We start from the raw sequence: 25,384 nt of genomic DNA on the forward strand, positions 1-25,384 counted from the left end.
ATCCGGTGGGGACCAGGTCGGGACCAGGTCGGGATCCCGTCAGGACCCGTCCGGCTCAGGCGCGGTCGGGCGCGGGATCCCCGGCGGTGATGACCAGGGCCGCCTGGTCGTCCTCCACGGTATGGCCGCCCATGAACGCGCGGACGTCCTCCGCGACCGTGGCGACGATGTCGTCCGCCGTCGGCCGGAGCGGGGCCGAACCGAGGGCCTTGATCAGCCGGGCCTCGCCGTACTGCTCGGCACCGGAGGCCCGGCACTCGGTGATGCCGTCGGTGTAGAGCATCAGGCTCTCCGCCGGGCGCAGGGTGAAGCGGCTCGCCGTGAGCGTCGGCGGGATGCCGATGCCGATGAGCCCGCCCGACGCCTCGACCGTCTCGACCCGGTGGTCGCCGTCGAGCATGAGCGGCAGGGTGTGACCGGCACGGACCAGGTGGACGCCGACCCCGTCGGGGGACGGGGTGAGGTGGCCGTAGACGAGGGTCACGAAGCCGTTGTTCTGGTGGGCGTGCCGGTCGTTGAGGGCCTTGTCGACGGCCTTCACGACGTCGACGGGATCGTCGAGCAGCGAGGTGACGGCGCGCGCGGTGTGGCGGACCAGGGCGGTGGTGGTCGCGGCGGTGGCTCCGCGTCCGCAGACGTCCCCGAGGATGAAGGCCCAGCTGCCGTCCTCCCGGGGGAAGACGTCGTAGAAGTCGCCGCCGATCTCCAGTCCCTCACCGGCCGGGTGGTAGAAGGCGGCCAGCCGCGCGCCGGGGATGTCGGGCAGGTCGGGCAGCAGCAGGCCGGTCTGCAGGTCGCGGGCGAGCGTGGCGCGCTGGGTGTACTGGCGTGCGTTGCGCGCGGCCGAGGCGGCGCGGCGGGCCAGTTCCTCGGCGAGGGCCACCCGGTGGCCGTCGAAGGAGTGCCCGTCGGTGGACAGCAGCGTCAGCGCGCCGAACGGCCGCCCGCGGTCCACCAGGGGCACGCAGACGTAGCCGGTGACGCCCAGTTCCCGCCAGGGGCCGCTGCCCGTCGGGCTGCGGCGGGCCACTTCGGTCAGGCCGGAGGCCAGGACCCGGGCGACGGCCTCGTCCTCGGCCTCGCGGGAGGGGGTGTGGGAGGCCAGGAGCGCGCGCTGCTCCTCGCCGGGCGCGGCGGCGGCCACCCGCTGGAAGCGTCCGCCGTCCACGATGTCCACCGCGGCCAGCGGGGCGAGCGTGGGGCTGGACAGGGCGGCCAGGCGTTGGAGCGTCTGCCTCTCGTCCAGCCGTCCGGACAGGGCGCTGCTGGCGGTGAGCAGGAACGCCAGGTCCTCGCGGGCGGCCTTCTCTCGCGCGTCGGCGGCCTGACGGGCCTGTTCGGCCTGGTGCCGCTCGACGGCGAGGGCCGCGGTGTCGGCGAACACCCGGGCCAGTGCGAGGTCGCTGTCCTGGGGGTGGCGGGGGGTGCGGTGGTACATGGCGAAGGTGCCGAGGACCCGGCCGTCGCGCGCCAGGATCGGCGTGGACCAGCAGGCGGCGAGCCCCGCCTGCCCGGCGAGGGCGCGGAAGTCGGCCCACAGGGGGTCGGTGGCGATGTCGGCGACGACGACGGTGCGGCGACGGTGGGCGGCGGTGCCGCAGGAGCCGACGCCCTCTCCGGTGGCGATGCCGTCGATGGCCTGGTTGTAGAAGACGGGCAGGCTGGGCGCCGCGCCGTGGCGCAGGTGCCGGCCGTCCTCGTCGGCCAGCAGGACGGAGACGATCACCTCCGGCGACAGTTCCTCGATCGTCCGGCACATGCCTTCGAGCACCTCGGGCAGTGGGGCCTGGCGGGCGATCTGCTCCAGCAGCGCGTGCTGTTCGGCGGCCAGGCGCCGGGCCTGCTTGGCCTGCGTGGTCTCCACACCGATCATGCGGACGCCGATGACGTTGCCGCCGGAGTCCCGCCGGGCCTCGTAGGTGAAGTCGAAGTACGCCTCGCGGGTCTGCTCACCGGCGCCGAGCACGACCCGGGCGTCCCGGCCGATGTGCCGCTCCCCCGAGCGGTACACCTGGTCCAGGAGCTCGATGAACCTCTGGGGGACCAGCTCGGGCATGAGCTCGGCCAGTGGCAGCCCGGTGCGCTCCCGGCGGCCGCCGCCGATCGCCGCGAAGAAGGCCGGGTTGGCCGCCTCCAGGACGTGGGCGGGTCCCGCCATGGACGCGAACAGCGCGGTCGACGTCCCGAACAGCACGGAGAGGTCCTCGTCACGCACGGTCCCGGACATGCGGGTGCCGCTCATGGGTCTCCGTTCACGCTCGGCCGTCATCTCGTCCCCCCGGCCGGCCACCCGCCCCGGACACGAGGGGGAGCCGACGTCACGTTCGTCCGGCATGGGTCATGCCGCATCCATGGTCGTATGCACCGGAACGGCCCGGGCATGCCTGTCCGAGGAAGATCGAGAGGGCCGGAGGGGCTGGTGACCGCCGGTAACACGCAGTGCGCCATCGGGGCGCTCAGTCCACGGTCAGGTGCAGCCGCACGACGAGGCCCGAGGCGGGCGTGCGGATCTCCACCAGGTCGCACAGCTGGTGCATCATCCAGACACCGCGCCCGCCGGCCGGGGACAAGGGGTCGGGGCGGCGCCGGCCGACCAGCGGATCGGTGAGCCGGCCGCGGTCCTTCGTCTCGGCGACCAGGGTGTCGCCGGTCCGCCACAGCCGCAGGGTGCCGCGCCCGCCGCCGTGCCGCACCGAGTTGCCGGTGGCCTCGTTCACGGCGAGCAGCCAGTCCGTGCTGCGGCGCGCGGTCATGCCGGCGTTCTGCGCCCACTCGGCGGCGGCGTCGCGGACCTGACCGAGGTCCTGCTCCTCGAAGTGCAGGACGACCGGGTCCGCGGGCTCGGGCAGGGGTGCGTCGCAGTCCCGGTCCACCGCCAGCGGGTCCGTGTAGTGGGAGCTGGGGCGGCAGTCCTCGGCGGCCCCGAGGACGGGGTGCGTCCGGTGGGCCTCCGAGAGGATCCAGTCGGGCAGGCGGGTGTCGTAGGGACACAGGATCGTGGCCTGCCGGCCGGCGAAGGCCAGGTTGATCAGCGCCTCGTGACGGGTGGCCTCACGGGCCTCCTCCGGGGTGCGGCCGACCCAGATCGGCTCGCCCACGACGGAGGGGTGCCGCTCGGCGTGCCGGTCGGCGAACTCCTGGAGCATCGACAGGATGCGCCCCGGGTTGCGGCCGGCCTGGCACATGTCGACCCAGGTGACGTCGAGGTCCCCCAGTGCGTCGCGCAGCAGGTCGAGCCGGGGGCCCGGCACGGCGACGAGCACGGGCCTGCCCCGGGCGGCTTCCCGGCGGACGAACTCGCCGACGCTCTTCAGGTACTCCTGGTCGGTGCCGTAGAAGACGGCGGGGTGGTGGAACGCCGAGTCCTGGCTGCGGACGGCCGGCGGTCGCGAATACGTCGTCACGCCCCGACCTCCTCGAGACCGGCACCCAGCTCGGGGAAGAGTTCCAGCACGCGGTGGAAGGCGGGCGGGGCGTTCAGGATCCGCACCGGCGACGTCGCGGGCCGGCCGCGTGCGGCGCGGGCGATCTCGGCCACGGCGGCCACGTCCAGGTGGTCCAGGTCCGACAGGTCGAGCAGGAGGTCGGTGGCCGGCGAGGCGGCGAGGGAGGCGGCGGCCGCGGCGGCGACACGACGGCTCTCGTACCCGCCGGCGCCGGAGAGGCGGAAGCCGGGCCTGTCCGCCAGCGGGGTCGCCGACAGGGTCGGTACGCCGACGCCCCCGGCCGCGCCGTCCGCGCAGTTCAGATGCGCAGCGGCCAGTGCCGCCAGCGCGTCGCCGGGGAAGAGGCGCCGGTCGTAGAAGCACCACGCGGTCAGGGGCAACCGCTCGAAGACCTCGTGGTGGATACGCATCTCGTACTCGAGCAGGCGGTCGGCCCCGGGTATCCGCCGGGTGCCCCAGGACATCTCCCCGATGACGCGCAGGTTCCGGTAGCCCTCGGCGGCCGCGCCGTCCACCGCCTGCTGCCAGAGGCCGATCATGGCGTCCGGGTCGAAGCCGGATCCGGCCAGGTACGTCTCGCCCGCGGTGGTCACCAGCAGCTGTCCGCGGCGCAGGGCGCCCGCTGCGTCGACACCGTGCTCGGTGAGGACGTGCGTCACGCGGTCGGGGTCCGTGGCGTCGGCGAAGTACTGCACCTGTTCGCCCCGGTCGAGCCCGGCCCGTACGAAGGTCACGAGGTGACCGGCCCACTCGTCGTCGCTGGAGTAGCTCACGGCGACGTGACGGGCGGCCGCGGTCTCACCACCGGAAGAGGTCGGGCGTGTGTCCCGCATGGGTTCACCGGCTCCTTCCAGACGTGGAGATACCGTGCTTCTCGGGCCGACAGCACACGGCAGCGTACCTCAGACGGGCCCCTGGACGAGAGGCCCCGGCCTCCGTGGGCGTCACTCCGGAAAACGGACGCATCGCAGGTCACGGTGTCAGCCGGGGGTGGCCGCGTCCCGAGGGGCGTCGGCCGCGACGTCGGTCACAGCCCCGGCGCCGGGGTCGGCGGCCACGGCTTCGTCCACCGTCGCGTGGACGGGCAGCAGCTGGGAGATGCCGGTCATCGTCACCATGCGCATCAGGCGGTCGGGGACGGCGGCGAGGTGGAGCGAGCCGTTCCGCCGCTGCGTCGCGTGCAGGAGCGTGATGAAGGTGCTCAGACCGGTCGAGTCGACGAAGTCCACCCGGGCCAGGTCCAGCACCAGATGCCGCACCCCCTCGCCGACCAGGGTCAGGGCGTGGGCGCGCAGGGTGGGCGAGGTGTGCAGGTCCACGTCCCCGGCGACCGCGAGGACGGCGCTGCGGTCGCTGAGGTGCTGGACGGTCATGTCGAGCATGTCGGACACGTCTGTCATCACTCCTGGCCGGGGCTCTGGTGCTTCTGAGGGGCGTCGTGGCGGGGTGAGGCGGGGAGGGGCGGTGCCTGCTCCCCGGGGCCGGGCGGGGGCGGGCACGCCCGGGTCATGGCTGCGGTGGCCCGCCGTTCCGAGCGTGGACGGTGACCAGTTCCGCCAGGCCGGAGACCGTGAGGACGGGCGTCAGCAGCGGGGGGACGACGAGCTCCAGCCGGTCGGCGTGGGCGAAGAGCACGTTGAGCCCGGCGCTGTCGAGGTACTCCACCGCGGTCAGGTCCACCTCGACGGGGCCCGAGCCGGCGTCGAGGGCTTCGGCCAGGGAGACGGCGTTGCTCATGTCGATCTCGCCGCTGACCGTGAGCCGCGGGGTGCCGTCGGGGCGCCGGCCCGGGATGAGGGTGAGCGGGGTGGTCATCAGGCGATCCTCATCTGCATGTCGACGGTGGTGCCGGACGGGCCGGGTGTGATGGTGACGCGCTGCATCATGGCCCGCATCAGGGCGACACCCCGCCCGCGGTGGGTGTTGAGCTCCGGCTGGGGCACCTTCCACCGGCCGCTGTCGGCGATCGTGAGCCGCAGGCTGTCCACCAGGGCCTCGGCACGCAGCCGCACGGCCTCCCCCGGCGCGTTGCGGTGCCCGTGCTCGATCGCGTTGGCGCAGGCCTCCCCCGCGGCGACGAGGACGTTCTGCACGGCGTGCGGGGGCAGGTCGCACTGGTCGAGCCAGCCGCGCAGCGCCTGGCGGACGGGGGCGAGCTGGGCGGACTCGGCCGGGAACGACAGGTCCAGCGGGCCCGGGTGACGGTAGAGCAGCAGCGCCACGTCGTCGTCGTAGCCGCCGGCCGGTGACAGCCGGGACATCAGCGCGGTGGCGAGGTCGTCGACGGGCACCTCGCGGCCTTCCTGCACCGCCTCTCCGGCCGCCTCGATGCCGGCGTCGAGGGAACGGCGCCGGCGTTCGACCAGGCCGTCGGTGTAGAGCAGCAGCGTGGAGCGCGCGGGCAGGACGCAGTGCGCCTCAGGCCGCTCCCGGCCCGGGCGGACGGCCAGCGGCAGGGACCGTCCGTCGTCCAGCAGCCGCATCGCGCCGTCGGGGTGCGCGAGGATCCCCGGCGGATGCCCGGCGCTGGAGTAGGTCAGCTCACCGGTGGCGGGGCTGAGGACACCGCAGAACAGCGTCGTGCACTGCGCGCCCGGCACGGTCGCGGCGAACTGGTCGAGCGCCATCAGTGTGCTGGCGGGGCCGGACTCGCGCAGCAGCAGGGCGCGGCAGGCGCTGCGCAGTTGTCCCATGACGCTGGCCGCCTCCAGGCCGCGGCCCACGCAGTCCCCGACGACGATGCCGATCCGCCCGTCGGGCAGGGCGACGGTGTCGTACCAGTCGCCGCCCACCTCCAGCGGGCGGGTGGCGGGTTCGTAGCGCACGGCGAACCCGTCGGGGAGCCGCGCGGGGCCCAGGATGGCGCGCTGCAGGGCGATGGCGGTCTCGCGCTGCTGGTCGATCTGGTGCGCCCGGACCAGGCCCTGGGCGAGGTGTCCGGCGAGCAGGGAGAGCAGCAGCTGGTCCTCGCCGGTGAAGGGCCGGTGCTCGCCGAGGTCGATCCACAGGGCCAGGGGGCCGAGGGGGTGCTCCAGCAGGACGACGGCGCCGTTGTCCTCCGGGACGGGGGTGAGCGGTGACAGGTGCCGCAGGCCGGTGAGCAGGTCCTGGCGCTGGGCGGGCAGGTCGTCCCAGCCGAGGCCGGGGTCGGTCGCGGTGAGGGTCGGCACGTCGCCGTGGTCGAACACGGCGGCCACGACGTTCCGCGCCCGCCAGAGGTTCCGGAGTTCCGCGAGGGCGCCGGACAGCGCGTCGGGCAGGCTCGTGGCCTGCGACAGGGCCGTGCTCAGTGCGGCGAGCGCGGTCTGGCGCTGGACGGCGTAGTGCTCGGCGGTGACGTCGCGGAAGGTGCCGACCGTGACCTGCCGTCCGGTGTCGGGGTCCTGCGCCCTGTTCCAGGTGACCGCTATCCACAGGCGGTGGCCGTCACGGTGGGCGACCGGAACGGTCGAGGAGCCCTGCTCCCCCTTCAGCAGGCTCGCGAAGGCGGCGCCCACCCGGCGGTGCGCCTCGGGGTCGGTGCCCGGGTCGGGCCACCAGGGGTGGATCGGCGCGTACGGGAGGTCCTCGGCCCCGAAGCCCAGGATGTCGGTGAAGGCGGAGTTGATCTCCACGACCGCGCCGGACTCGTCGCAGACGAAGAACGCCTCCTGCAGCGAGTCGATGACGGCCGTCCGCCACCGCAGGTGGTGGCCGCGCAGCCGGGCCAGTTCGACGTTGGCGCGCACCCGGGCGAGGAGTTCGGCGGCGGCGAAGGGCTTGACGAGGTAGTCGTCCGCACCGGCGTGCAGGCCCTCGATGGACGCCTCCTGCCCGGCCCGCGCCGACAGCAGCAGGACGGGCACCGCGGCCGTGCGGGCCTCCTCGCGCAGCCGGGCCACCAGGCCGAGGCCGTCCAGCCGGGGCATCATCACGTCGCTGACGACGAGGTCGGGGAGGTCGCGGCGGACGGCGTGCAGGGCCTCGATCCCGTCGGTGACGGTGAGGACCTCGTACCCGGCTCCGGCGAGGATGCGGGAGAGGTACTCGCGCATGTCGGCGTTGTCGTCGGCGACCAGCACCCGGGCGCTTCCGGCCGGGCCGGGCGCCTGCGTCTCGGCCGTGTTCGCCGCGGTCGGCACGCCGATGCCCTCGGCGGTGCCGCCGGCCGGCAGCCAGCGCAGGGCCTCCTGCACGAAGGGGTCGGCGGTGGCGGCGGCCGCGGTGCTGCTCGCCTCGGACACCACGGAGTCGGGCGGCAGATGGGCGGTGCCGAAGGGCAGCCGGATGGTGAACGTGGTGCCTTCGCCCTCGCTGCTCCGTGCGGTGATGGAACCGCCGTGCAGGCCCACCAGCTCCCGGACCAGGGCCAGTCCGATGCCGCTGCCCTCGTTGGAGCGGGAGCGGGCGTTCTCGATGCGGTGGAAGCGCTCGAACAGCCGTGGCATCTCGCCGGCGGGCACGCCGATGCCCGTGTCGGACACGCTCACCACGGCTTCGGCGCCCGACCGGCGCACCCGGACGCCCACCGAACCCTCGAAGGTGAACTTCAGGGCGTTGCTCAGCAGGTTGAGCACCACCTTCTCCCACATGCTGCGGTCGATGTAGACCGGCTCGTCGAGGGGAGGGCAGTCCACGTCGAAGGTGAGCCCGGCCTTGTCCATCGCGGAGCGGAAGACGCTGGCCAGCTCCGCCGTCACCGCGGCGAGGTCGACGGGTTCGTGGCGGGCCTGCATCCGGCCGGCCTCGATGCGCGAGAAGTCCAGCAGCGTGTTGACGAGTTTGCCCAGCCGCAGTCCGTTGCGGTGGATGACGTCCAGTTCACGGCGGACGGGCTCGTCGGCGTCGGCGAGCCGGGTGCGCAGTTCCTCGGTCGGTCCCATGATCAGCGTCAGCGGGGTGCGGAGCTCGTGGCTGATGTTGGAGAAGAAGGTGGTCTTGGCGCGGTCCAGCTCGGCGAGTTCCTCGGCCCGCCGCTGCTGGGCCTGGTAGCCGCGGGCGCTGCCGATGCCGGAGGCGATGTGCCCCGCCGTCAGCTCGACGAAGCCGCGGTAGCCGTCGTCGAGCTCGCGGTAGCGGTTGAGCGCGGCGACGCAGAAGCCGTAGGGGGTGCTGCCCTGCTGGAGCAGCGGGACGACCAGCGCCTGCTCGGGCGGCTCGGGCCAGTCGCCGGCGGGCAGGTCGGCGAAGTGGTCACCGGTCAGCGGCACCAGGACCGTCTCGCCCCGGGCCAGTGCGCCCGCGGGCCACACCCCGTCGGGGTCGCCGGCGCGCAGGAGCGCCGGCGCCGCCGGGTGCCCCGGGCCGATGCCGGTCGAACCGCTCAGCCGGGCGTCGTCGCCGTCGAAGAGGTAGGTCAGCGTGAAGGGCAGGTCCCGGCGGTTGCGGGACAGCTGACGGTCGGCGAAGGCCAGCACCTCCCGCTCGGTGCGGATCACGCTCGGGTCGGACCCCAGGTCCCGCAGGGTGGCCATGCGCCGTTCGCCGATCACCCGCTCGGTGTCCTCGCTGACCACGCAGAGCATGCCGACGACGTCGCCGGCGTCGTCGCGCAGGGGGCTGTAGGAGAAGGTGTGGTACGTCTCCTCGCTGTAGCCGGAGCGCTCCAGGAACAGCAGCAGCCCTTCGTCCCAGGTGGCCTCGCCGGTGCGCAGCACGGTCTCGATGCGGGGACCGATGTCGCCCCAGATCTCCGCCCACACCTCGTTGGCGGGCCGGCCGAGGGCCCAGGGGTACTTGCGGCCGAGGGTGTCGCGCCGGTAGGCCGCGTTGCAGAAGAAGGTCAGCTGCTCGCCCCACGCCATCCACATGGGGAAGCGGGAGGACAGCAGGATGCTGACGGCGGTCTGAAGGCTCTGCGGCCACTGCTGCGGCGGGCCGAGGGGCGTGTTGGCCCAGTCCACCCGGGCGAGGTCGCCGCCCACCTCGCGGTCGGCGGCGAACACGTCACCCGCACCCGTCACCGGCGCCGGTCCGTGGCCGGCCCCGTCGGAGCGCTCCACACGACACCCCCCTCCATGCCCGCCCGCTTCCGGAACCACTTCCACGCCCATTCCATGCCGAACACTGCGGACGCCCCTGGTCCGCGACATATGCCTCTGTCTGCCCCGAAACCGCCGCCTGACGCCGCCGCATGCCACGTCGGTCTGCGTGCGGTGACGGCGTCCCCTCCGCCCCGGCCGGCCCCTCCCCCGGGGCGGTCACGGACGCGGTCGCGGTGCGGACGTGACGTCGGTGTCGAGCAGTTGCCGATCAGCCTACTGCCGGCGGGCGTGTCTTTCGTGCGGACTGCCGGGCACGGGTGCGCCCGGGCGGTCCGCACCCGCTCCGGTCCGGCCGCCGGTGACCTCGCGCGGCGGTCCCCATCATGAATGCGGCGGTCCCCCTCATGAATGCGGCCACAGTGGGTAAGCGGAAACCGTCCGACAGAAACGATCAGTGATCGAAGGCAGCCTCACCGCACAGGAACCCCCCATGGTCATTCCGCCGAGGAATCACGTGACGGATGCTCGCACCCCGGTGACGCCCCCGCGCTTCGGCGCCGTCTGGGGCTCCGAGGGAACATCCATAGCCGACGCACGCAACGCGGTACGCGGTCTGCTGGCGCGGGCCGGTCACCACCGCGACCCCCGGATCAGCCAGGACGCCGAGATCGTCGTCAGCGAGCTCGTCACCAACGCCCTGCGTCACGCGCCGGGACCCGGCGGTCTCCTCCTCGAGGTGCTCTCGCCCGGCCGGCTGCGGATCACCGTCCGCGACAGCTCGTCCGAGGCGCCCACACCGCGCCTCCCCGACCCCAGGCGCGTGGGCGGTCACGGACTCCACCTCATCACCCGCCTGTGCGAGCAGTTCCGTACCATCACCGTCGAGGGCGGCAAACAGGTGATGGCCGAGCTGGGCCTTCCCCCGGCGCCGGGGGGCCACGGGCCGCAGCCGGCGTTCTGACCGGAGTTTCTCGCATAGTCTCGACCGACGTACGACCGACGTACGACCGACACGGGCGACCCTGGGCCGGGGAGCCATGGACCGAGCACGAGGAGGAGGGACGATCGTGCTGACGCTGATCAGCCGCGAGGAGGATCTGGCCGTCGCGGCGCTGCCCGAGGACGTCGACTTCTTCACCAGTGCCGATGTCCGCGCCGCGGGCGAGGAACTGCTCGACGATGGCTGCCGCTACCTGGTCCTGGACACCACGCCCGTGGACTACATCGACTCCACCGGCATCACCGTCCTGCTGGCGTTCTGGCAGCGGCTGGAGGCGGCCGGGGGCGCGCTGCTCGTGGCCGTGCCGGACGAGCACCTGCGGTGGCGTCTTCAGACGCTCGGGCTGACCGGTGTCATGCCGGTCGCGCCGACCCTGCCGGAAGCCGTCTCCCGCGCCCGCCGCTTCCGGAGCATGACCCGAAGCCCCCGCCGGGAGGCAGCGGCGGACCTCGGCATCGAGACGGCCTGAACCGGCCGGCCGCCAGGGGGCGGCCGCGCGTCACGGACGCGGCTCCACGGTGACGTGCGGCGACAGCGCGCGCAGGAAGTCCGGCGCGTCGAACGCCTGGCCGGCGGACACCACGCCGACGGCGCGGGCCCGTCCGGTGAGCACCCTCTCGAGCGCCTCCACCACCAGCGGAGCGGTGACGGCGTAGATGTCCCGTCCGCGGGCCACGGCCCGCCGCTCGGCGCCGCCCGAGCGCACGACCACGTCCACGACGAACGTCTGGTCGGACCGGCCGCTCCCGTCGACGGCCGCCGGTGCCGGGGTGTCCGGGGCCGCGAGGTCCCGGGCCGCCTCCACCGTCATGTACGTGCACACGTCCGGGACCGCCAGGTGACTGGGGATCGTGACGACGTCGGCCATGGTGAACTCCCCGATCACCGGGCAGCGGCCCAAGGGGCCCGGGAAGTCCCACTCCAGAGTAGGCGGGGTGTCCTCGCGGTACTCCAGGCGTCCCTGCGCGAAGCGGACCCGCCGTCCGTCCCGCCGCTCCCGCGAGACCGCGCCCGAGGTGCGCGTCCCCGCGGTGGGGTGCCAGCTGCTGAGCCCGTACGCGATGTGCGCCTCGTCGGCCGCGGTCCAGTCCCCCATGGCCGCGGTGGCCAGCAGGTCGCCGAGTCCACCGAAGAAGGCCATCGCCGGGACGACCACCGCCTCGGCCTGCCGCGCACGCCCGGCGAACCGGGTGAAGGTGTCGGCGTTGGCCTCGATCTCGGCGGCGACGTCCAGGTACGGGATGCCGGCGCGCAGTGCCGCCTCCACCACGGGGCCGGCGGTCACGGCGAACGGGCCCGCGCAGTTGATCACCGCCGCCGTGCCGGCCAGGGCCCGGTCGAGCGACGCCCGGTCCGTCACCGACGCCGGGCGGGCCTCCCCTCCCGTCTCCCACGCCATCGCCGTGAGCTTGTCCGCGTCCCGGCCGGACAGGACGGGGACGAACCCGCGCCGCGCCAGCTCCGCGACCACGAACCGTCCGGTGTGCCCGTAGGCCCCGAACACCGCTGCCGTCCGACCCACTGCCATGGTTCCCCCTGCGCTTTTGTGCTCCGCGGTGATCCGTCCCGGACATCCTGGCGGCGGCCGGCGCTCGCCACGACTGTCCGGAACGCCACTCCCCCTACACTTTCGGACATGACCACCGTCGCGCTGGCCGTCACCGACGGCATGCTGCACTTCGAACTGGCGCTGGCCTGCGAGGTCTTCGGCGGGGCCGGTACCGACGCCGACGCCTCGTGGTACCGGCTGCGGATCTGCGGTCCGCAGGCCGTGCGGGCCGGTCGCTTCCGCCTGGAGCCCGACGACGGGTTCGACCGGCTGGCGCGCGCCGACACGGTGATCGTTCCGGGCTGGGCGGACATCGACCGGAAGCCGCCGGCCGATCTGGTCGACGCGGTGCGCGCGGCCCACGAGGCGGGGGCGCGGATCGCCTCCCTGTGCACGGGCGCCTTCGTCCTGGCCGCGGCGGGGCTGCTGGACGGCCGGCGTGCGACCACGCACTGGGCGCACACGCGGGAACTCGCCGCGCGGCACCCGCTGGTGAAGGTGGACCCGGACGTGCTGTACGTGGACGAGGGCAGGGTGCTGACCTCCGCGGGCAAGGCCGCCGCGATGGACCTGTGCCTGCACCTGGTGCGGCTGGACCACGGTGCGGCGGTGGCCAACACGCTCGCCCGCCGTCTGGTCGTCCCGCCGCACCGCGACGGCGGACAGGCGCAGTTCGTGACCACTCCGGTGCCCGAGCCGGGCAGCCACCCGCTGTCCGAGGTCCTTCCCTGGGCGCTCCAGCGGCTGGACCGGCCGATCACGGTGGAGGACATGGCCCGCCGGGCCGGCATGAGCGCGCGCAACCTGGGCCGCCACTTCCGGTCGGTGACGGGCACCACCCCGCTGCGCTGGCTGCTCACCCAGCGCATCCGCCGTGCGCAGGAGTTGCTGGAGACCACGGACCACACCGTCGACGCGGTGGCCACGGCCACCGGCATGGGTACGGCCACGACCCTGCGCCGGCACTTCCACCGCACGGTGGGGGTACCGCCCGACGCCTACCGCCGCACGTTCCGGGCCCGCGCCGGCTCGCTCGGCGAGACCGTCGGAGCCGGCGGTTCGGGCGGATCCGGCCCTTCCCGCTGACCTGCCCGGGGCGGTCGCCGGCACCGCGCGAACGGGTCGCGCGGTGCCGGTGGCGCCGGGGAGGGAGGTGGGTGCCGTACGGGGTGCGGCGGGAGTGGGGCGCACGCCGCACCCACGGGTCAGCTGAAGGGGTCGAGGGTGAGGTAGGCCTGACGCGGACTGCCGTCGTGGACCAGGGACTCGTGGTGTCCCACGTCGTCGAAGGCGAACGCGTACGCCTTGCCGTCGGCCGTCTGGGCGTGGATCTTGCGGGCGTAGTGGTTGGTGACGCCGTCCTTGTAGAAGTTCGCGGCGTCGGCGTCGGGCTGGTTGGGGTTGACCAGCAGGGTGGAGCGGTTGAAGCCGGCGCAGAGGGTGCGGGAGATCGGTCCGCGGACCTGGTCGTTGGGGGCGTCGAGTCGCCTGTGGCAGCCGAAGACCGAGGAGGCGTCGGGCTTCTGGAAGCTGGTGACCACCGTCCCCGCGCCGTTGGTGAAGTTCATGACGCCGCCGGAGACCCGGCCGTAGTACTTGGTGCCCGGCTGGTCGGCGAAGGGGGTGACCGTGAGGGTCGACGTGGAGTACTTCTGCCAGACGCGGTTGATGTAGTCGTCCATGACGGAGGCGGGCAGCGCCCCGGTCTCCAGGCCGTACAGCGGGGAGAGGGCGCGCAGGACGGTGCCGTCGGAGCGGGTCTGGATCAGGTTGGCCCAGCCTCCGGGCTGGCCCCGCAGGGCGTTGAAGAACCCGGTGTAGCCACCGGGCTTGAGCCGGCCCGTGGTGGCGGTGCTGCCGTCGGCCCGCTGCACGCCCACCGCGTACGGCGCCGAGAACATGTCGACCTGGGTGCTGTTGATCCACAGGCCGGCGTCGTTGAGCGTGTACTCCGACCAGTTGAACAGGATGTTGCGGTTGGGGTCGGTCGGGTTCTGGACGGCGGGCTGGACCAGTCCGCCGGTGGTGAGCTTGAAGACGAGCTTCTGGCCGTAGGAGAAGTAGACGCGGCCGGAGAACTTCGGCATGCGGATCGTCGTCGACTGGCCTGCCGCGGGGCCGGGGATCGAGGCGTCGGGGGCCGGGGTCGGGGGGTTCCCGCCCGCGGGCCAGGGATGGAAGGTGCCGTTCGCGTCGGCCCAGCCCTGCCGGCCGGTCGACAGTTCGGTGCCCAGGTTGTAGATGTACACCTGCTCACCGCGGGCCGAGTTGTTGGTGATCTTCAGGGGGATGGTGGCCGGGACGGCCGCATGGGCGGGGGTGCTCGCACCGGTCGCGAGCACCGAGCCGGCGAGCACCGTGCTGAGCGTCAGCGCGAGGGCGGCTGCCCGTCGTCGGAGTGTCCATGGCATGCTCTGCCTCCGTTCGGCGGATGGCTGATCCGGGAGGGTTGAGAGCGCTCTCAAAGCCGAGGGTCGCGCCTTGGTACGTACCTGTCAATCACTTGGACGCGGTGATTCCACCGACGCCGTGTCAGCGGGAACCCAGGTGACGCTCCGCATCTGCGCCGGCGCGTCGGTCGCGGGGCCGGACCGCCGGGCGGACGCAGGACAGGACGACCACGAAGGGCCAGACCGACTGCAGGGTGGTGACGGCGCGTTCGGCCACCCCCATGGCGCCCTGGAGATGGAGCTCGAGCAGGAACCAGCCCGCCCCCAGCGCCATCACCACCGTCGCACCGAGGGACGGGACCGGTCGCAGGGCCCAGGGGGCGCCCCGGCCGGAGCGGGCGGCCAGGACGGGCCACGCGGCCAGGAGGACGAACCCGGCCACGGCCACCGAACCGTGGCGCAGGGACCCCCCGCTGCTCGGCGCCGGGAAGAGGGCCACCGCGAGGGCCGCGACACCACCGCCCGCGAGGGCGATCCGCCCGGCGGCGGCAGCGGGCCGCAGCCCCCACGCGGTGAGCAGGTGGCAGACGCCCAGCGCGACGAACGCCGCCGTCATGACCCAGGAGCCCGTTGTCCCGGGCGCCGCCAGGACGCTGATGGTCTGGGCGACCGGGTCGTACGTGGAGCCCTGGAGGGACGCCGTCACCAGCCAGCCCAGGATCAGGACGACGGGCGCGCACGCCGAGGAGAGCAGGGCCCACAGAGGAACGGATCGCACCAGGCCACCGTAGGGCGGCCGACGCGGGACGCCGGGTTCCCGCTGCGCGGGCCGCCCCGCCTGGCGTAGTCGCGGCCCGCTCCCCCGCGCGGACGCGTCGGCGCCGCCTGGCTTCCCACGTCCCCGGCGGCCGGGGTTCCGGCCGCGGTGCTCCGCCTGATCCTGCACGCCCCCACGGGCCCGTGAGGCGGCTGCAACCGGCGGGCGCCGAGGACCGTCCTACTGGGCACCATGATCCCCGCAAGCACCACCGGCCTGCCGGCCGCACCGGTCCGCCAGTTGCTCGACTTCGCCTGGACGCAGACGCGTGCCTGCGCGTTCGCCATCGCCCTGCTGTCGGGCGTGGCGGCGTCCACGCTGCTGCCCGACCTGCCCGTGGCCCGCTACGACCTGCTCGTGGTCTACGGGGTGCTGCTCACGCTGGTGTTCTGGGCGCGCGGGTGGGAGTCCGGCCGGGACATCGCCGTCATCGCGGCCTGCCACGCCATCGGGCTGGCCTTCGAGCTGGTGAAGGTGTCCCTCGGGTCGTGGAGCTATCCCGAGCCGGCGGTGTTGAAGTTCGCCGGGGTGCCGCTGTACGGCGGGTTCCTGTACGCGGCCGTCGGCAGCTACCTGTGCCGAGCCTGGCACCTGTTCGACCTGGAGCTGGTGCGCTACCGCCCGCGGGCGACGGCCGTCGTGGCGCTGGGCATCTACGTCAACTTCTTCAGCCACCACTGGCTGCCGGACGTGCGCTGGGCGCTGGCCGCGCTGCTGCTCGCCGTCACCCTGGGCACCTCGGTGCGCTTCACGGTCCGGGGCGTGCGGTGGCGGATGCCGCTCGCACTGTCGTTCGTGCTGATCGGCTTCTTCCTGTGGGTGGCGGAGAACCTCGCCACCCTGGTGGGGGCCTGGCGCTACCCCTACCAGCAGCACGGCTGGGAGCCGGTGGGCGTGGAGAAGTTCGGCGCCTGGGCGCTGCTGATCAGCGTGACGTTCGTGCTGGCGGCGGTGGGGCGGCGGACCGGGCAGGGCGACGGGGACCCCGGTCGGCGTCGGGCGGAGGCGTGGAGTCGTCCGGCCACCCCGGACTGAGTATCATCCTATGGACGCCAATAGGGTGATTCGACCCCGGGGCCGTCCCCGACGGTGGCCCTCTTTGCCGGAGTGATCCATGTTCCGCACCGGCACGACCGACGACGGCGACGAGCTGCTGGTCCGGCTCGGCGCCCTGACGGCCCAGGCCCGCGCCCAGGCCGAGGTGCAGCGGTCGCAGGTGGAGCTGGCGATCGCGCTGCAACGCGGCATGCTCCCCCGGGACCTGCCCAGCGTCCGGCGGCTGCGCCTGGCGGTGCGCTACACGCCCGCCTGCCACGGACTGAACGTGGGCGGCGACTGGTACGACGCGTTCACCCTCGCCGACGGCCGCATCGGCCTGACCATCGGGGACGTGCAGGGCCACAACATCGAGGCGGCCGCGTTCATGGGCCAGGTGCGGGCGGGGTTGCGGGCCCTGGCCTCGGTCACCGGTGAGCCGGGGGAACTGCTCGCCCGGACCAACGACCTGCTCCTGTCGCTGGGCTCGGACCTCTTCGCGACCTGCACGTTCATGCGTCTCGACCCGTGTGCCGGCGTCGTGGAGAGCGCTCGCGCGGGGCACCTGCCGTGCGTCTGGGCGAGGGCCGGCGGCGCGTGCGGTGTCGCCGAGGACGCGGGCGGGCCTCCCCTCGGCGTGCAGGCGGGTGTGCCCTACCCGGTGACCCGGTACGAGCTGACGACCGGCGGGGTGTTCGTGCTGCTGACGGACGGGGTGGTGGAAGGCCCCTCGATGCCCCTGGAGGAGGGGCTCGACCGGGTGGCCCGGCTCGCCGGCGACGCGGCCGCGACGGGCATGGACGTGGACGCCCTGGCCGCGGCCGTGATCAAGGGCGCCGAGCGCGTGGGGCACGACGACGACGCCGCCGTCCTGGTGGTGGGCCTCGACGGGCCGGACGCTCAGCCATAGGGCCGCAGGACACCCGCTCCCGTCTCGCCCCGGAGGCGGCCCCGGTGTCTCATGGTCGCTGTGGTGGTCGGTGGCCAGGACTTGCGCAAGCCCGCCCGCGTCGTTCTGGAGACGCTGGCCGTCGCCGCCTGCTACTACGCGTCGGGCCGGCTGGGCCTGCTGCGGGAACTGGTCGTCGAGGGCGCGGTGGTCACCCCGATCTGGCCTCCCACCGGCGTGGCGGTCGCCTGCCTGCTGCTGCTCGGGCTGCGCTGCTGGCCGGGGATCGCCCTGGGGGCCTTCTTCGTCATCCTGTCCCTCACCTCCCTGACGCCGTCGGTGCTCGGCATCCTGGCGGGCAACACGGCCGCACCCGTCGTGGGGTACCTGCTGCTGCGCCGGGCCGGTTTCCGCACCGACCTCGCACGGCTGCGGGACGGGCTCGCCCTGGTGTTCCTGGGCGCGTTCACCGCCATGCTGATCAGTTCGACCACCGGCGCGGGCGTCCTGGTCGCCACGGGGCAGCTCGCGTGGGCGGGCTTCTGGCCGGTGTGGCTGGCCTGGTGGGTCGGGGACGCGATGGGCGTCCTGCTCGTCACACCGGTCCTGCTCCTGCTGGCCCGGGTGCGGCGGCCGCTGCCCCTGTCGCGCTGGAAGGAGGCCCTGGGCCTGACGGTCGTCGCCTGCTGCCTGCTGCCCGTGGCCGCGCGCAGCTCGGTCAGCCTGCTCTACCTCGTCTACCCCCTGCTGATCTGGACGGCGCTGCGCTTCCAGCTCGCGGGCAGCATGCTGTGCGCGCTGTTCGCCTCGGTCATGGCCACCGTGGCGGCGACCGACCACGTGGGGCCCTTCGAACGGCTGAACCGGGTGGAGGTGATGCTCAAGCTCCAGACCTTCAACGGCGCGATGGCGCTCACGGCGCTGATCCTCTCCGCGGTGATCACCGAGCAGATCCATACCCGCCGCTCGGTGGAGCGCGCCTGCCAGGAGCTGGTGGAGGTGCTCGGCCATCTCACCGCGGGCGATGCGGCGGACGTCCGCGGCCGGTCGGAGGAGGCCGCTTCGGGGCGGCAGCAGGAGGACTGACGTCCGGCCGGGCCGGTCCGCGCCGGTAGGCGGGACGTACGCTGGGCCGCATGAGCCGGGTCGAGGTGGTGCAGCTGCTGGTGTCGCCCGCGCACCGGCTGGCCGGGCGGCCGTCGGACGGCCCCTCCCCCGGCCCCGCCGACGAACGCGTCACCGGCGTCGAGGTGCGCCGCGGACTGGGACTGGTGGGCGACCGCTACTACGCCCGGCCCGCCCACCGCGACGCGGCGGTGACCCTCATGGCCGCCGAGCACCTCCCGGAGGGCGCCGACCTCCGGCACACACGGCGCAACGTCCTGCTGCGGGGCGTGGACATCGACGCGTACATCGGCGCGACGATCTCCCTCGACTGCGGCGCGGGGCCGGTGCTGTTCGCGGTGCGGCGGCCCGCACGGCCCTGCGCGTGGATGGACGTGACCGTCGGCCCCGGGGCGCAGCGGGCCCTGCGCGGCCGGGGCGGTGTGCGGTGCACCCCGCTGAGCGACGGGACGCTCGCGGTCGGCCCGGCCGCGTTCCGCGTCGTGACCGGGGGCGACGAGCCCGGCTGACGCCCGCGGAGCCGCCGGGACCGGCCCCGCTCCCGGCTCCCGCCTCAGCCGGCGGTCGGCGTCGTACGGATGGCCGCGATGTCGAACTGAAGGCGCACCTTCTCGCTCACCATCGCGCCGCCCTCGGCGAGCCTGCTGTTGTACGTCAGGCCCCAGTCGGACCGGTTGATGGTCGTGGTGCCGTCGAAGCCCGCCCGGTCGTAGCCGAACGGGTCGGTGACCTTGCCGATGTAGGTCATGTCGAGCACGACCGGCCGGGAAATGCCGCGGATGGTGAGTTCTCCCGCCATGCGGAAGAGATCGGCACCGGCCTGTTCCACCGACGTGCTGGTGAAGCGCATCCGCGGATACGCCGCGGCGTCGAGAAAGTCCCGGCCGACCAGGTGGGCGTCGCGCTGCTCGACCCCCGTGTCCACGCTGGCGGTGAACAGCGTGACGTCGGCACGTGAGCGGGTGGGGTCGTCCGCGTCGAAGTGGAGCCGGCTTTCGTACTCCAGGAAACAGCCGCGCACGGTCGTCACCATGGCGTGCCGGACCGAGAAGCCGATCCTGCTGTGGGCGGGGTCGACGACCCACTCACCGGTGAGATCCGCCAGGTGGGGGTTCGGATGCACGGCGGTGGGGGACGCCGCGCCGCCGGGGCGCTGTGGGGGGACGGTCGGCGCCTGACGGCGGGCCGGCACGACGCGGTTGAACAGGTTCATGATTCATCTAGGTACGTGAGTTTGGTTATGACCGCAAGTCCCCTGATGATTCAGCGGTGTTGCCCACGCGCCCGCACCTGCATTTCTCCGAAGCCTTTGCACAGAACCCACACATGACCGTTGCCGCGCGGGAACGAAAAACCCATGGAAAACGCCAGGGAATTTTATTTCGGGCATGTCATGATTCCCGCGACACCGAGATCGAGAAGTCGTTGTCGACCGTGTAGTAGGGGCGCAGGGTGGAGCCCTCGGAGCGGATCTCCGGGTAGACGTGCACGTGCTTGCGGTCGGCGATGTCGTCGAGCAGCCGGGCGACCCTGACCGCGGCGGCGCCGGCCGTGGGCCGTACGAAGGCGTCCCAGACCTGGTCCGCTCCCCCGCTCACGTCGGCCGTCGCGTCCCGGCCGGCGGTGAACGACAAGTCCTTGCCGTCCTCGTCGACCCGGGGGCGGAGGGTGTGCACCGTGCCGGTGCCGCGCAGGCGCAGTTCCACGAGGGCGTCCTCGGCGAGCCGCGCGCCGTGCAGCCGGACCGCGACCGTGACGTCCCGATCGGTGACATCCACCGTCCCGGCCTCCGCGTGGACGGTGCGCAGCCACGTCCTGAGGGCCAGGAAGCCGTCCTTGGTCGCGTAGGGGATGCGGACGGCGACGGGCGAGGTGCGGTCGCGGAGGTGGCCGTCCACCAGGGCGCGCAGATCGCGCAGGCCGGGGCGCAGCCGCACCGGTTCGGTGTCGGGCCCGGGGATCAGGTAGGTGTCCCAGCGTCCCTCGGCGAGGGCCGGGTGGGGCGGGAGCACCGCGCTCAAGGGGCCGTCGGGCCGCTCGGCCTCCAGGTCGAGGAGGCGGCTGTCGGTCCCGGGCCGCCCCTTCTTGGGGCGCGGCCGGAGCAGGAGCCGGGGGTGGGGGGCCGGGACCGGCGGGAGACGGAAGGTGATCCTTCCGTCCGGGTCCACGGTGCAGTCGGCCCGCGTCTCGTACTCCTGCTGCCCGCTCTCCCCCGCCGTCGCGACCGCCTCGTCCACTGCCCCGGTCCTGCCCGCCATGCCCGCCATGCCCGCCCCGCTCGTCGTCCCTGCCGTGTCCACCGCGTCCGCCCCGTCGACGGCGCCGCTCGCGCCTGCCAGGGGCGTCTCGCCCGCCTCGCCCTTCGTTTCCGCGGTGCGGGTTGCGCCCGCCGGGGCTGTCGCCCCCGCCGCACATGCGCGCGCTCCCCGTCCGGTACGTCCTCCGGGTGCCGTCGTGCTCATCGGCGGCCCTTCCGGAGCGCGCGCAGGACGCCCGACGCGGCGGTGCGGGCCGCGTCGCGGGCCGCGTGCGCGCGTCCGGTCAGGGCGCTGCCCGCCGGCCGGCGCGGTCGTGCGGACCGCCCCGCCGCCCTTCTCGCCGCGGCGGCGTTCTCCAGCAGGCGCTCGGCCTGGGCGACGACGGGGCCGGGGGCGAAGCGGCGGGAGTTCTCCAGTGCGGTGCGGCTCATGCGGCGGCGCCGCTCGTCGTCGCCGACGAGCTCCAGCAGCGCGGCGGCCAGGGCGTCGCGGTCGCCGACCGGGACCAGGCGGCCGTCGGCTCCGTCCGCGATGATCTCGCCGGGCCCGTACGGGCAGTCGGTGCTGACGACTGGCAGTCCGCAGCGCATGGCCTCGACGATGGTCATGCCGAACGGCTCGAAGTTCGAGGCGGCGGCCCCGATGGACGCCTTGGCCCACTCGGCCTCCATGGGCGTGGCGGCCCCCATCAGGAACACGTTGTTCCACAGCCCGAGCCGCTCGATGAGTGCGCGCAGCCGGGGCTGCTCCTCGCCCTTGCCGTAGATGCGCAGCTGCCAGTCCGGGTGCACCGCCGCCACCTGGGCGAATGCCTCGATGAGCAGGTCGTAGCGCTTGACCGGGACCAGCCGGCCGGCGGCGACCACGATGCGGGCCGTGCCGTCGGCCGGCGGCAGGACGGGGTCGGGGACGCTGTTCGGCAGTGCCTCCACGTGGACGCCGGGCAGCCACATCTTGCGCCGGTAGGCGGCGGCGTCCGCCTCTGTGACGGTGGTGATCACGTCGAGCCCGCGATAGGCGCGCCGCAGGGCGGTGCGCAGCCGCGGCGAGTGGTTGTCCAGGGTGAGGTGCTCCTGGCCGACGCGCAGGACGTGCCGGGGTGCCTGCCGGGCGATGTGCACGTTGAGCCCCGGGCGGGTGCCGATGACGACGTCGGCGTCGAGCGTCCGGAGGTGCTCGCCGATGCGCTGGTCGGTGAGTTCGCTGTACTGGCCGTGGCGGTACTCGGCGGCCGGGTACACCCGTGCCGGCTTGCGGTGCTGCGGATGATCCGCCTCGGTGCGCAGGTCGACCAGGGCCCGCAGCCGGACGGCCGGGTGGGGGGTCAGCAGGGGGCGTTCCCGGTGGCGCAGCGCGGAGACCACCTCCACCTCGTGCCGCTCGGCCAGCGCCGCGGCCAGGTTGAACGTGGTGGTGATCGTCCCTCCGATCCCATAGGCGTTGTGGATCAGGAATGAGATCTTCATGCCGAGCTAGACGGCAGCAACTACCGGACAGTTGTTTGCCGTTACCAGTCTGTGGCCGGACAGCCCGCCTCCCGGCCAGGGGCCGTTTCGGAATGATCTCGGACATAAGTGGTCTACGCCATACCGTTCCACCGGAGGTGTGTGGGTAGGTTTGACTCGTTTGCCCGCAGCAGCGTCGCGTCACCGGGTGCGCCCTCGTACCGATCGTCTGGAGACCCATGCGCCCTCGAATAGCCTCCGTCCCGTCCGTCGCCCTGGCCGGGGGCACGCTGGCCCTGGGCATCGGCGGTCTGTATCTGGCCGGGCTGGCGGTCACGGGCGGGGAGATCGACTCGGGCACGACGGTGCGCGGTGTGGAGATCGGCGGTCTGAGCCGCGCGGAGGCGGTGCGCAAGCTCGAACGGGACCTGGGCGCGCCCGCTGCCCGGGACCTGCCCGTGAAGGTCGGCGAGCGGACGGGGACGGTCGATCCGGAGCGCGCGGGACTCTCCTGGGACATCCAGGGGACCGTCGACCGGGCCTCCCGCAGCGGCACCGATCCGGTCAGCGTCTTCCGGGGGCTCTTCCGCTCGGGCGGCACCGTCGAACCGGTGGTGCGCGTGGACGAGGGCAAGGCCCGGGCGGCGCTCGGCGGGATTGCGAAGCGCCTGGACCAGAAGGTCCACGACGGGGCCGTCGGGTTCGACGGCGGTCGGGTCGAGCAGACCACGCCACGCACCGGATACGCCCTCGACGTCGACGCGGCGGTCGGTGCCCTGCGCGCGGCCTTCGTGCGGCAGGACCTCCGCTCCCCCACTGCTCTGCCCGTCCGGGAGACCCGGCCCGCGGTCACGGCCGGCGAGGTGCGCCGGGCGGTACGCGCCTTCGCGGAGCCCGCCGTGTCGGCGCCCGTCACGCTCACCGCGGCCGGCGAGCGCTTCACGGTGCCCCGGGAGGTCCTGGGCGCCCACCTGACCATGCGGCCGGACGACAGGGGCCGGCTGCACCCCCGGCTCGACGAGAAGGGCCTGCGGGAGGATCCCGCCGTGGACCGGCCGCTGGACCGGATCACCACGACCGCCGCCGACGCCGAGCTGCGCGCCGACGGCGACAAGGCCGTGATCGCCAAGGACGCCACGCTCGGTCACGAGGTCACCGGCGAGGCCCTGGGCAAGGCGGTGCTGCCGCTGCTCACCGCGAAGGGCGACGGCCGCGCGGGCACCGTGGAGGTCCGCACGACCCGGCCCGAGGTGACCCGCGAGAACGCCGCGCAGCTGGGACTGACGCAGACGATGTCCTCCTTCACGGTCGACTTCGAACCGGCCGAGTACCGCACCAGGAACATCGGCCGGGCCGTGGAACTGATCAACGGCTCGCTCGTCAGGCCCGGCGAGACCTGGAGCTTCAACCGGACGGTCGGGGAACGCACCGAGGCCAACGGATTCGTCGACGGGATCATCATCCTGAACGACAAGTACACCAAGGCGTCCGGCGGCGGTGTGTCGTCCGTGGCGACGACGCTCTACAACGCGCTGTTCTTCGCCGGGGTCAAGCCGGTGGAGCACGGCGCGCACTCGTTCTACATCGAGCGCTACCCGGAGGGCCGCGAGGCGACCGTCGCCTGGGGCAGCCTGGACCTGCGGTTCACCAACGACTCCGGCAAGGCCCTCTACATCCAGGCCGAGTCGACGGACACGTCCGTGACCGTCAATTTCCTCGGCACCCGCAAGTACGACGAGATCACGTCGGTCACGGGCCCGCGCACCGCGGTGAAGAAGCCGGGCAAGCACGTCAGCCACGACAAGGAGTGCGTACCGCAGACCCCGCTCGAGGGGTTCGACGTCACGGTGGAGCGCGTCTTCCACGACGGCGGCCGGGAAGTGCGCCGGGAGCCGTACCGCACCCACTACACACCGCGCGACGAGATCGTGTGCGAGTGACCCCCTCGGCCCGCCCGGGGGCCACCACCCGCCGGTGAACCGGCCGTTCGGCACCGGGCGTTGACCCGTCTCCCTGCCGCCAGCACAATGGCGGCCACTGTCTGAGAGCGCTCTCAAAGGGAGATCCATGACTGGCAGACCAGGCCCGGCCCTCGGCCGGCGTTCGCTCATCGGGGCCGGACTCGGCATCGGCGCCGCGGCCCTCACCGCCGCCGGCTCGGGGCAGGCCGTCGCGGCCGGTCCGGCCGGCCGGCACCACGCCTCGGCCCCGGCCCGGGGGCACGCCTTCCTCGCCGCCGCCATGGACGCCCACCCCGGCAACGGCACCGTCCGCCTCACCCAGAGCTACACCGACCAGGCCGGTCTGTTCAGCACCGCGTTCACCTACGACAACGCCCTGGCGATCCTGGCCCACCTCGCCACCGGCACCCGGGGAGGCCTGGCCCGCGCCCGCACCCTGGGCGACGCCCTGCTGTACGCCCAGCTCCACGACCCGGCGTACGACGACGGCCGGCTGCGGCAGGCGTACAACACCGGGCCGTACACCTTCTACGACGGGACGCCCCAGCCCGACGGGTTCGTCCGGGCCGACGGAACGGCCAACGTCGGCACGCAGTTCGGCTTCACCGGCACGGCCGTGGGGGACATGGCCTGGGCGGGCATCGCCCTGAGCGCCCTGGCCCGGCGTACCGGGGCGCGCCGCTACCTCACGGGCGCCGTGCGCATCGGCGAGTGGATCGAGCGCAACGGCCGCACCGGCGAGCCGCTGGGCGGCTACAAGTTCGGGGTGGACGGGGCGAACCGGAAACTGCCCTTCACCTCCACCGAGCACAACACCGACCTGGTCTGCCTGTTCGGCCGGCTCGCCCGGCTCACCGGCGACCGGGTGTGGCGGGAGCGCCGCGGCCGTGCCGAGGCGTTCGTCCTGCGGATGTGGGAGCCGTCCGGGGGTTTCTTCTACACGGGCACGAACGACGGGGAGACGGTGAACCGGTCCCCGGTCCCGGAGGACACCCAGACCTGGACCCACCTGGCGCTGGGCTCCTCCCGCCACTCCCGCTCCCTGGACTGGGCGGCGGCCGAGCTGGCCGTCTCGGACCACTCCGGGCGCACCAACAGCACCGTGCCCGCAGGGCAGTCGTACGAGGGCGTGACCTTCAGTTCGGCGAGCCTGCTGGCGAACGAGGACGCGCCGATCGCGTCCGGGCAGCCCAGACCCGACCGCAACGGCGTGTGGTTCGAGGGGACCGCCCACCTGGCCCTCGCCCTGCGCGACCGCGGGGCACGCGGCGACGAGACCCGCGCCCGGCGGCTGATCGCCTCGACCGAGAAGGCCCAGGATTTGCTGGGCGGCGGCCAGACCGTCGGCGGCAGGGCGCTGCCCGAGCGGTGCGGGGTGGTGTCCGCGAGCAGTCCGCTCGACACCGGTTTCGGCTTCGGCTACTACCCGTACCGGCACACGGGCGCCACCGCCTGGTACCTGATGGCGGCCACGCGGTACAACCCGCTCCGGGCCGGGATCTGACG

21 protein-coding genes are annotated in these 25,384 nt (G+C 73.7%); 9 read left to right on the plus strand and 12 right to left on the minus strand.

Annotated features, from left to right (window positions below; genetic code table 11):
* Nucleotides 1-55 precede the first annotated feature (55 nt).
* The 6 genes from ACZ6ZN_RS01140 to ACZ6ZN_RS01165 all read right to left on the minus strand — a co-directional run bounded on the left by ACZ6ZN_RS01140 (nt 56) and on the right by ACZ6ZN_RS01165 (nt 9,427).
* Nucleotides 56-2,242, minus strand: coding sequence for a SpoIIE family protein phosphatase (locus ACZ6ZN_RS01140; RefSeq protein WP_469642136.1), 2,187 nt, complete (start codon nt 2,240-2,242; stop codon nt 56-58).
* Nucleotides 2,243-2,456: 214 nt separating this feature from the next.
* On the minus strand, nt 2,457-3,404 hold the full coding sequence (locus ACZ6ZN_RS01145) for an anti-sigma factor RsbA family regulatory protein (protein ID WP_469642138.1): 948 nt from the start codon (nt 3,402-3,404) through the stop codon (nt 2,457-2,459).
* A complete protein-coding gene (locus ACZ6ZN_RS01150) occupies nt 3,401-4,279 on the minus strand; it encodes an MEDS domain-containing protein (protein WP_469642140.1) in 879 nt (292 codons plus the stop codon). Before ACZ6ZN_RS01150 ends, ACZ6ZN_RS01145 begins: the two co-directional genes overlap by 4 nt.
* A gap of 147 nt (nt 4,280-4,426) precedes the next feature.
* On the minus strand, nt 4,427-4,846 hold the full coding sequence (locus tag ACZ6ZN_RS01155) for an STAS domain-containing protein (protein ID WP_469642142.1): 420 nt from the start codon (nt 4,844-4,846) through the stop codon (nt 4,427-4,429).
* Between the two features lie 106 nt (nt 4,847-4,952).
* Nucleotides 4,953-5,261, minus strand: coding sequence for an STAS domain-containing protein (locus tag ACZ6ZN_RS01160; RefSeq protein ID WP_469642144.1), 309 nt, complete (start codon nt 5,259-5,261; stop codon nt 4,953-4,955).
* Nucleotides 5,261-9,427: a SpoIIE family protein phosphatase gene (locus ACZ6ZN_RS01165; RefSeq protein WP_469642146.1), complete on the minus strand. Its 4,167-nt coding sequence runs from the start codon at nt 9,425-9,427 to the stop codon at nt 5,261-5,263. Before ACZ6ZN_RS01165 ends, ACZ6ZN_RS01160 begins: the two co-directional genes overlap by 1 nt.
* Before the next feature lie 496 nt (nt 9,428-9,923).
* Between ACZ6ZN_RS01165 and ACZ6ZN_RS01170 the strand changes: the two genes are divergently transcribed.
* Nucleotides 9,924-10,370 carry an ATP-binding protein gene (locus tag ACZ6ZN_RS01170; RefSeq protein ID WP_469642148.1) on the plus strand — a complete coding sequence of 149 codons (447 nt, stop codon included), beginning with the start codon at nt 9,924-9,926 and terminating at the stop codon, nt 10,368-10,370.
* A 106-nt stretch (nt 10,371-10,476) separates the two neighbouring features.
* Nucleotides 10,477-10,878, plus strand: coding sequence for an STAS domain-containing protein (locus ACZ6ZN_RS01175; protein WP_469642150.1), 402 nt, complete (start codon nt 10,477-10,479; stop codon nt 10,876-10,878).
* Nucleotides 10,879-10,908: 30 nt separating this feature from the next.
* On the opposite strand, the gene ACZ6ZN_RS01180 is transcribed toward ACZ6ZN_RS01175, so the two are convergent.
* A complete protein-coding gene (locus ACZ6ZN_RS01180) occupies nt 10,909-11,937 on the minus strand; it encodes a saccharopine dehydrogenase family protein (protein WP_469642152.1) in 1,029 nt (342 codons plus the stop codon).
* 108 nt (nt 11,938-12,045) lie between these two features.
* On the opposite strand from ACZ6ZN_RS01180, the gene ACZ6ZN_RS01185 reads away from it, so the two are divergent.
* Entirely contained in the window at nt 12,046-13,044 is a 999-nt protein-coding gene (locus tag ACZ6ZN_RS01185; RefSeq protein WP_469642154.1) for a helix-turn-helix domain-containing protein, read from the plus strand.
* Nucleotides 13,045-13,163: 119 nt separating this feature from the next.
* Here the strand turns inward: ACZ6ZN_RS01185 and ACZ6ZN_RS01190 are convergent, their stop codons facing one another.
* Together ACZ6ZN_RS01190 and ACZ6ZN_RS01195 are read right to left on the minus strand one after the other, a co-directional pair.
* Complete coding sequence (locus tag ACZ6ZN_RS01190) at nt 13,164-14,369, minus strand: glycoside hydrolase family 64 protein (protein WP_469642156.1); 1,206 nt, start codon at nt 14,367-14,369, stop codon at nt 13,164-13,166.
* Nucleotides 14,370-14,490: 121 nt separating this feature from the next.
* Nucleotides 14,491-15,126 (minus strand): DUF998 domain-containing protein, encoded by a 636-nt coding sequence (locus ACZ6ZN_RS01195; protein ID WP_469642158.1) that lies wholly within the window; start codon nt 15,124-15,126, stop codon nt 14,491-14,493.
* Nucleotides 15,127-15,357: 231 nt separating this feature from the next.
* Between ACZ6ZN_RS01195 and ACZ6ZN_RS01200 the strand changes: the two genes are divergently transcribed.
* From ACZ6ZN_RS01200 to ACZ6ZN_RS01215, 4 genes are all read left to right on the plus strand, one after another.
* A complete protein-coding gene (locus tag ACZ6ZN_RS01200) occupies nt 15,358-16,200 on the plus strand; it encodes a DUF817 domain-containing protein (RefSeq protein ID WP_469642160.1) in 843 nt (280 codons plus the stop codon).
* Nucleotides 16,201-16,279: 79 nt separating this feature from the next.
* Nucleotides 16,280-17,110, plus strand: coding sequence for a PP2C family protein-serine/threonine phosphatase (locus tag ACZ6ZN_RS01205; protein WP_469642162.1), 831 nt, complete (start codon nt 16,280-16,282; stop codon nt 17,108-17,110).
* A gap of 51 nt (nt 17,111-17,161) precedes the next feature.
* Nucleotides 17,162-18,175, plus strand: a complete 1,014-nt coding sequence (locus ACZ6ZN_RS01210) for an MASE1 domain-containing protein (RefSeq protein WP_469642164.1) — start codon at nt 17,162-17,164, stop codon at nt 18,173-18,175.
* A 50-nt stretch (nt 18,176-18,225) separates the two neighbouring features.
* The gene (locus ACZ6ZN_RS01215) at nt 18,226-18,723 is read left to right on the plus strand and encodes a molybdenum cofactor biosysynthesis protein (protein WP_451876372.1); all 498 of its coding nucleotides are present in this window, start codon (nt 18,226-18,228) and stop codon (nt 18,721-18,723) included.
* 44 nt (nt 18,724-18,767) lie between these two features.
* Here the strand turns inward: ACZ6ZN_RS01215 and ACZ6ZN_RS01220 are convergent, their stop codons facing one another.
* The 3 genes from ACZ6ZN_RS01220 to ACZ6ZN_RS01230 form a co-directional block, all read right to left on the minus strand.
* Complete coding sequence (locus tag ACZ6ZN_RS01220; protein WP_451876373.1) at nt 18,768-19,427, minus strand: YceI family protein; 660 nt, start codon at nt 19,425-19,427, stop codon at nt 18,768-18,770.
* Between the two features lie 178 nt (nt 19,428-19,605).
* A complete protein-coding gene (locus tag ACZ6ZN_RS01225) occupies nt 19,606-20,514 on the minus strand; it encodes a transferase (RefSeq protein ID WP_469642167.1) in 909 nt (302 codons plus the stop codon).
* 158 nt (nt 20,515-20,672) lie between these two features.
* Complete coding sequence (locus tag ACZ6ZN_RS01230; RefSeq protein WP_469642168.1) at nt 20,673-21,938, minus strand: glycosyltransferase family 4 protein; 1,266 nt, start codon at nt 21,936-21,938, stop codon at nt 20,673-20,675.
* Nucleotides 21,939-22,156: 218 nt separating this feature from the next.
* On the opposite strand from ACZ6ZN_RS01230, the gene ACZ6ZN_RS01235 reads away from it, so the two are divergent.
* Together ACZ6ZN_RS01235 and ACZ6ZN_RS01240 are read left to right on the plus strand one after the other, a co-directional pair.
* Nucleotides 22,157-23,857: a VanW family protein gene (locus ACZ6ZN_RS01235; RefSeq protein ID WP_469642170.1), complete on the plus strand. Its 1,701-nt coding sequence runs from the start codon at nt 22,157-22,159 to the stop codon at nt 23,855-23,857.
* Nucleotides 23,858-23,984: 127 nt separating this feature from the next.
* Entirely contained in the window at nt 23,985-25,382 is a 1,398-nt protein-coding gene (locus ACZ6ZN_RS01240) for a Tat pathway signal sequence domain protein (RefSeq protein WP_469642172.1), read from the plus strand.
* The last annotated feature ends 2 nt before the right edge of the window (nt 25,383-25,384 follow it).

The sequence above is a fragment of the Streptomyces sp. NPDC053665 genome (assembly GCF_055585285.1).